The following is a 6,625-nucleotide window of genomic DNA, read 5'->3' as shown; positions in this document are numbered from 1 at the left end:
CAGTCATTGCCGGAGCTGAAAGTGATGATGTTCGTCGCGGAGGTGGATCGGACCTACCGGGCGTCGGACTATGCGGATCCAGAATGGGCGTATCGCTCGACGCATCTGTTGAGCACCGGCGTGAGCGCCTTGATCAACGGGGGTGCTATCGAGCAGGAAGAGCTGGAAGATTGGCTGGGCCTAAGCGAACTGAATTGGCCCGCCTACCCACCAGTTCCGGGGGTGATCGATCTGACCTTGGGGAAACAGAAACTGAGCCGCCAACAGGATTTTCCCGAGCAACCGCCGGCGGGATGGGGAGCCTGGGATCTCCCACCTTTGGAGGCGGTGAGGGGGAGCTTCCATTTCCATTCACGGGAGGTGACCGTGCCGGACGGCGGAAACGGGGAGGAAATGAGCTACCTCAAATACTGGGGGACGCATGCGACGAAGAAGGTTTGGGTGTTGCTCAACCGGAGACTCACCGAAGACCTGGAGGTTCCGTTCCTGAAGATCGCGACGAAGGCCTCGACCTTGGACTACCAAAACGAAGGGACGTGGTATGAAGGGGCGATCAACGAAGCGACGAAAGTCACGCTAGGCGATCCGGAGGTGGTGAAGCTGACGGTTCGTGCAGGGGAGAACGTGTCGGAAACGGGCGTGGTGTTGGACCCCTTGGAAGCGAACGAAGGGACCTTCGAGAACGAGAGGCGGTATGATGTGGATCTCCTGCCGGTGGAGGTAAAAGAGGTTTGGTCAGATCAAATCACAGGAGTTGAGGCTAACGGATTTCCTGACAAAACTGGTCCGAATGAATACCCCTACATTTTTATGGGAGCCAACACAGCTACCACTTTCAAAGTAAAAATTAAATTGGCTGCAGAGATTCCCGCCGCGGTGCGCAGTCAAATTTTGTTTAGATGGGCATCTGAGGGTGTTCTTGAAGAGTTTCTTCCCGAATCCGGAATCTCAACATTTTCCGATGGAACCATCGTTCAACTCAGTTCTGATTTTAATATTAATGTTGGTCGTGAACGATTCCTCGTATGGGCTTTTGACGAAAATAAAAACGGCCAGATTGACGGATTCGAGTCAGAAGTCCTCATCAAAATGCAACATGTTCGCCGCGGCGCGACTACCAGTATACCATGTAAATTCATCCCGATCACGCAATCTGACTACGAGGACAGTAAAAAAATACTCCTAGATTGGGCTTCCGCACAGTTAATACAAATTCCACTAAGGAACAGTGCGCGTCATCTCATAGCATTTTGCAAAGGCACAGTTCCGATTTATTCAGGTAGCGAATCAACAACAATCAAACGAAACGAATCCGGGCTGAGTCATCCGATCGGAGTGGCGTTTAGGCCGACAAATGTTCCTGGTATCAGTTTCAAAGCGACCATATCGAAAGATCACGATCTTAGCAAAAAACTCATAAGGTCAAATGCGCTAAGAATCTGGCTGGCTGGGGAGTTTAATTCAGTCGCGGATGGAATTAAAAATGATATCATACAAGAGCGAAGAAATGGAGATCCTGCTGCGCTCTTAAGCTACTCAATTACGGCCAAAGAAAAAAGCCTAGCCTTTGGGGTTGTCGATCCAGATTTGCTATTCTGCCTTGGTAAGGTTACATTCGAAAATCCAACGATTGATTTTAAAGTCGATATGTATGGGTTTGTTAGCGAGGTGAAAGTGTGGGGTCTAGCTAACGACCTATATGACTTCGATCGCGAGGGAGAAGAGATCTTAGGGTATCCAGCTCGTAAGGCATCAGAAGTCCAAGCGGGCTTTCCTTCATTGGGCGTTGGCGGAAAGGTCTTCAAAACGCAAATCGATATGGGCGGTGGAAATCCATATGACGACCCCAATCTCACGCCCTACACATTTTTCCCATATTAAAATGAAATCCATCATAAAACTGCTCTTCTATTTGAGTCTCACTTATTTTGCCAATTCAGAGGCGCAATCTGCCAGTGCCGAAGCGTTTCCATTGAAACTCTTGGGTGAAGCTATAGAAAAAGGCGGACTGGCTGGGCTTAATTCCTATTTGGATGAGGGCGGAAAGTGGCCCCGAATCACAACAGATTCATTTGCCACAAAAAACAAAATCATCAATCAAATTGAACTGGTAGCTTTATCGAATCGTCTCGTAGGCTTGCTTCGAGAACGAGCTGAAGAGGAACCTTCATCAGAAATCAATACCTTAGAATCCGAAGCGATGCTATTTTTCGCATTAGGTGAAAAGCTTTGGAGAGCGGATGGTTACAGAAACCGTCTCGTTTCTTTACTTTGCTGTGATCTTGCATCCCATCGTTGCGGAAAAATTATCATCCTCTCTCGTGGTAAAAAAATGGGACCACAACGCCCCGATGTTTTTACAGTCCGCAATTCAGGAGAGATGTTGAAATTGTTTGTTAAAATGATTCCAGAAAATAAAGGCATCTCAGAATCTGGATTGGATGATTTGCTTGCTGATGCACCAGTAAATGGAGAAACGTGGTTAGAAATGATTGTAGCAATCAGGAATATTAAACTTGTGGAATCTACAGTCGGCAACCGTTTCAATGAAGCCGTTGCTCTGCCGTCGAGCTTTCTCGGTTCCAATATCTTCAAGGAGAACATTGGTGCATTAGTCTTTGATTATGGATGGGAGCAAGTGATGCATGAGTCCATGCTTCCCGCTCTGGCGGTGTATCTTAAAAACGGAGGATCATTAAAAACACTTCTTGAGGAGCCAACAAATGCGACGAAATTTGAAGGTGTTATGAAAAATGAAATTTATCATTTTTCAATGAATCCGGTGATGTCAGGAATAGTAAATGGAGATCAAATAGCGGGCCTCGTCGAGGCCATTCAAAGTCCTGAGAACCTTAGTCAACGTCTTTTTGGTATCAAGAAATGATCTTAGAAGATATTCCAAATGATGCCAGACATCATGTTGGTTCACTCGCTCTTCGAGCCTTTCGAGAACGACAAATTCCACGACCCAGTTCTAGGCAGCGCTGAAGCCGGGAAATACAATGAGGTCAGCAAAGTCCTATCGATGGTGAGGAAAATCAGGACGACGACGGGAGTTCGAACTATTGGGAACACGACGGCAACAGCGATCCGACGGACCCACAGTCATTGCCGGAGCTGAAAGTGATGATGTTCATTGCGGAGGTGGATCGGCGATATGAAGCCTCGGACTATTCCGACCCGGATTGGGCGTATCGCTCGTATCACCTGTTGGGGACCACAGTGGGAGTTTTGACCTATGGCGGAAGCATGGCTCACGAAGAGCTCGTCCATTGGCTAGGATTGAGCGAGCCGAGTTGGCCCGCTTACCCACCGGTTCTAGGCGAAATCGATCTGACCTTGGGGAAACAGAAACTGAGCCGCCAACAGGATTTTCCCGAGCAACCGCCGGCGGGATGGGGAGCCTGTGATTTCCCACCCTTGGGGGCGGTGAGGGGGAGCTTCCATTTCCATTCACGGGAGGTGACCGTTCCAAACGGCGGGAACGGTGAGGAAGTAAACTACCTCCGCTACTGGGGAGCGAACGCGACGAGGAAGGTCTGGGTGTTACTCAACCGGAGACTCACCGAAGACCTTGAGGTTCCGTTCCTGAAAATCGGGACGAAAGCCTCGACCTTGGACTACCAAAACGAAGGGACGTGGCTGGAAGTGAAAATCGACGAAGCGACGAAAGTCACGCTAGGCGACCCCGAAGTGGTGAAGCTGACGGTTCGTGCAGGGGAGAATGTGTCGGAAACGGGCGTGGTGTTGGACCCTTTGGAAGCGAACGAAGGGACCTTCGAGAATGAGAGGCGGTATGATGTGGACCTCCTGCCGGTGGAGGTAGTCGAATTGTCGCCCAAGGTGAAGGACGAGGATGGGAATGATATTGACGGTTCCGAGAAACCGAACACCGGGAAGCCGCTGACTCCGTTTGTAGAGGTCGATCCTTTCGCCAACAGGATCGCGCACCGTGAACTCAAGGTGAAAATCGGCGAAGCACTGAAAGGCAAAAAAGTCACCTGGACTCTTGAGGCACTACCAGGAGCAACACCGGCGACCATACGGGGCGAGTGGGACGACAGCCCAATCCACAAAGACCGTTTCGAAGCATCCACGGCCTACGGTGCAAATGGGTTCCGCAAAGTGTCGCAGGCATCTGGAGAAACCACCATCGGAGCCGATGGACATACTGCTATCCGTGTGAATATCCCGCCGATCGGATTTAATCAAGTCAGAATAAAAATCCAGATCGAAGGCATGAGCAATCCGGTTGATCTTATCGACATGGAAGTGCCGGGAGTTGTCGTCATTGATCCGGGACATGGGGATCATGACTCGGGAGCTGTCGGCAGAACCGACAACACGGTTTTGGAGAAAGACTTGGCTTTGGCATACTCCTTGAGCTTGCGGCAAAAAGCAATCGACAAGTTTGCGGCTGAGAAGCATGGCCTAATGATCGTGATGACTCGAAAAAGCACGACAGAATACTTGGATAACACTCTGCGTGCTGAACTTGCCCGCGACAAAGGGGCTGACATTTTCCTCAGCATTCATTTTAACTCGGCAGCCTCAATAACTGCTCGTGGAACAGAGTATGTCTCGCTCTCTGCAGGACTCCAAGTGAACGCGGCAGAGGACGATCAACTGGGTGCCACAGTGCAAGGCACAACGCTCGCAGCCGTCACAGCATCGGATGCCGGAGCCCGTCATCGTGATCCCAAATATGGATCGTATTTTGCATTGAAGGACACCAGCTACGGCAACACAGCAGAATATCACCCCATCCGTGGTGTGATTGTTGAAGTCGAGTTCTTGTCGCATGAAACGGCACTCGAAACGGTGAAGCTATCAAATGCCACTGGCGCGGTAATCCAGGCAAAATTTGCAGCCGATGTCTCAACCGACATCTACAACAACATCCTGAACCAGCCGTGAAAACCCGATTCTTTCTCACTCTGCTGCTAGTGGCTTTCATGGAAGTGCATGTGGCTCTTGGGCACGCGTGGTCAGAGCAAATGAAGCAGGAACTAAACGCGCAGCCTCCTGAGTGGCTCTCGATAGGCGCTCCCATCAGGGTTGATCCAGTCGACAAAATCAGCGACGAGCCGACCGCCTTTCGACCTGTTAGTGGTGACTCTCAGAGTACGCGTGACCGCGTTACAATCCCGAGCAGAGGCATCGAGATTAGGGTGGATTATCCTATTAGGTGGTATCGTGGTAGCTCGTTAAGCCCAGATGGAACGAGGCTAATTATCAACTCGGGGATGCGGAGTAAGGTGTATGAGATGCTGTCTGATGGTGGTCATCGCCCAGTCGTGCTGCGTCTTCCTTATGTGACTTATGATGACGGGCCAAAAGGCTACATCACTTGTTGGTCTTGGGTGGATGATAAAACACTGGTCGGCGAGGCAGAGATCGACACTGAAAAGGGAGAGTTCATCGAAAGGCGAATCTATGTTTTCCACATAAACGAAAGTGCGTTGAGTCGTCTCGATGTGAGCTCCCTCAACCTGCCGACCACGGAAGGTCTTACAGTGTCAAAAGTCGGCCTAGAGTTGGACCGTTTGAGAATATCAGTCGGCAACAGCGAGTTCACGGTGAAAGCAGATTTGAAGTCGTCACCCAGGATCGAAAAGAAGGAGGCCGATGCGCCAACAGCAACAGCTCCTCTTGTTGCATTCAAAAAACAGGCGCCAAAGGCACCCGAACCAAAGCCCGCTTCGCCAACCAGCGAAGCACCAGCTTCATCAACGCCGTGGAGCATCATCGTGGTGTTGATCGTGGCTGCGCTTGGCTTGTTTTGGATGTCGCTCAAAAAGCGCAAGTGAAGTGGTGGAGGGCGATCCCTCACCGCGGCCTTGTCGAAATTCCGAGTTGGTGGTTCCATGGGGCAACGAGGACAGCGCCTCTGCCATGATGGTCGAGGTCGCCTGTTCTATGACGTTATGTGTAGAGAATGAAGGTCGCGTCGATTCCAATCTCTGTTTCTGAGGAAAGCAAGTTCCATGGAACGATCGAGCTTTCCAAAAATTACGAGTACGAAGTATTCGGTCCTTTCGGGATTGGCTATAACATCCGAGTCTTCTGTGCGGATGAATCGGGTGAACTTCATTTTGTGAGGGATGGATCATGCCCAGCGAAAACCCGGAGAGGAAGGATTCTGCGATCCTACGAATTATCAGATACGGCCATCTACAGTAGGCGGGATGGTGAGCTTTTAAAGCTGGAGAATGATAGCGAAATACCTGAAATTGAAGATGAAGTCGCTTTGGCGCTTTTGATACTAAATCATCATTATTGGAACGGCACAGGCCCTTTCACGAAAGGCACATAACGAGATGAAAGACACCAAGGTCTGACCCGCTCGTAGTTGAAGATTCCACGATAATTCCAACCACCCCCTGAAAACGATGCTCGTCCTTCGGTCAGGTCTGAATCTGATTTAACGTTATCCGAAGAAATAAAGCTCCCATTTACAACGGCATGGGCGAACGCGACTGCCGAGAAGCAAGGCTTCGGGCAATTCTACTACATTTTCGACAAGGACGTAGTTCTACTTCGTTAAATTGCTTGAGGAATGATGCGGGACGTGCATGATGCCTTCGGCTTGAGGGGCTTCGGCCTTGGACAGCGAACCGGAACT

5 protein-coding genes are annotated in these 6,625 nt (G+C 50.2%); all 5 read left to right on the top strand.

What is annotated here, in order from left to right; genetic code table 11:
• Positions 1 to 1,881 (top strand): hypothetical protein (locus HNR46_RS20035; RefSeq protein ID WP_184022411.1); only part of this gene is annotated, 1,881 nt, incomplete at its 5' end.
• A 1-nt stretch (position 1,882) separates the two neighbouring features.
• Entirely contained in the window at positions 1,883 to 2,884 is a 1,002-nt protein-coding gene (locus HNR46_RS20030; protein WP_184022410.1) for a hypothetical protein, read from the top strand.
• 578 nt (positions 2,885 to 3,462) lie between these two features.
• Positions 3,463 to 4,917: an N-acetylmuramoyl-L-alanine amidase gene (locus HNR46_RS21465; RefSeq protein ID WP_184022408.1), complete on the top strand. Its 1,455-nt coding sequence runs from the start codon at positions 3,463 to 3,465 to the stop codon at positions 4,915 to 4,917.
• Positions 4,914 to 5,810 carry a hypothetical protein gene (locus tag HNR46_RS20020; RefSeq protein ID WP_184022406.1) on the top strand — a complete coding sequence of 299 codons (897 nt, stop codon included), beginning with the start codon at positions 4,914 to 4,916 and terminating at the stop codon, positions 5,808 to 5,810. Before HNR46_RS21465 ends, HNR46_RS20020 begins: the two co-directional genes overlap by 4 nt.
• A 128-nt stretch (positions 5,811 to 5,938) precedes the next feature.
• Complete coding sequence (locus tag HNR46_RS20745; RefSeq protein WP_221285306.1) at positions 5,939 to 6,316, top strand: hypothetical protein; 378 nt, start codon at positions 5,939 to 5,941, stop codon at positions 6,314 to 6,316.
• Positions 6,317 to 6,625 lie beyond the last annotated feature (309 nt).

Origin of the sequence: Haloferula luteola, assembly GCF_014201715.1 — a bacterium.
GTDB lineage: Bacteria > Verrucomicrobiota > Verrucomicrobiia > Verrucomicrobiales > Akkermansiaceae > Haloferula > Haloferula luteola.
This window is presented reverse-complemented; position numbering and strand designations above follow the sequence as displayed.

Coding starts and splice junctions, on each gene's coding strand:
- HNR46_RS20745 (WP_221285306.1), top strand. CDS start 5,939: ATGAAGGTCGCGTCGATTCCAATCTCTGTTTCTGAGGAAAGCAAGTTC.
- HNR46_RS20030 (WP_184022410.1), top strand. CDS start 1,883: ATGAAATCCATCATAAAACTGCTCTTCTATTTGAGTCTCACTTATTTT.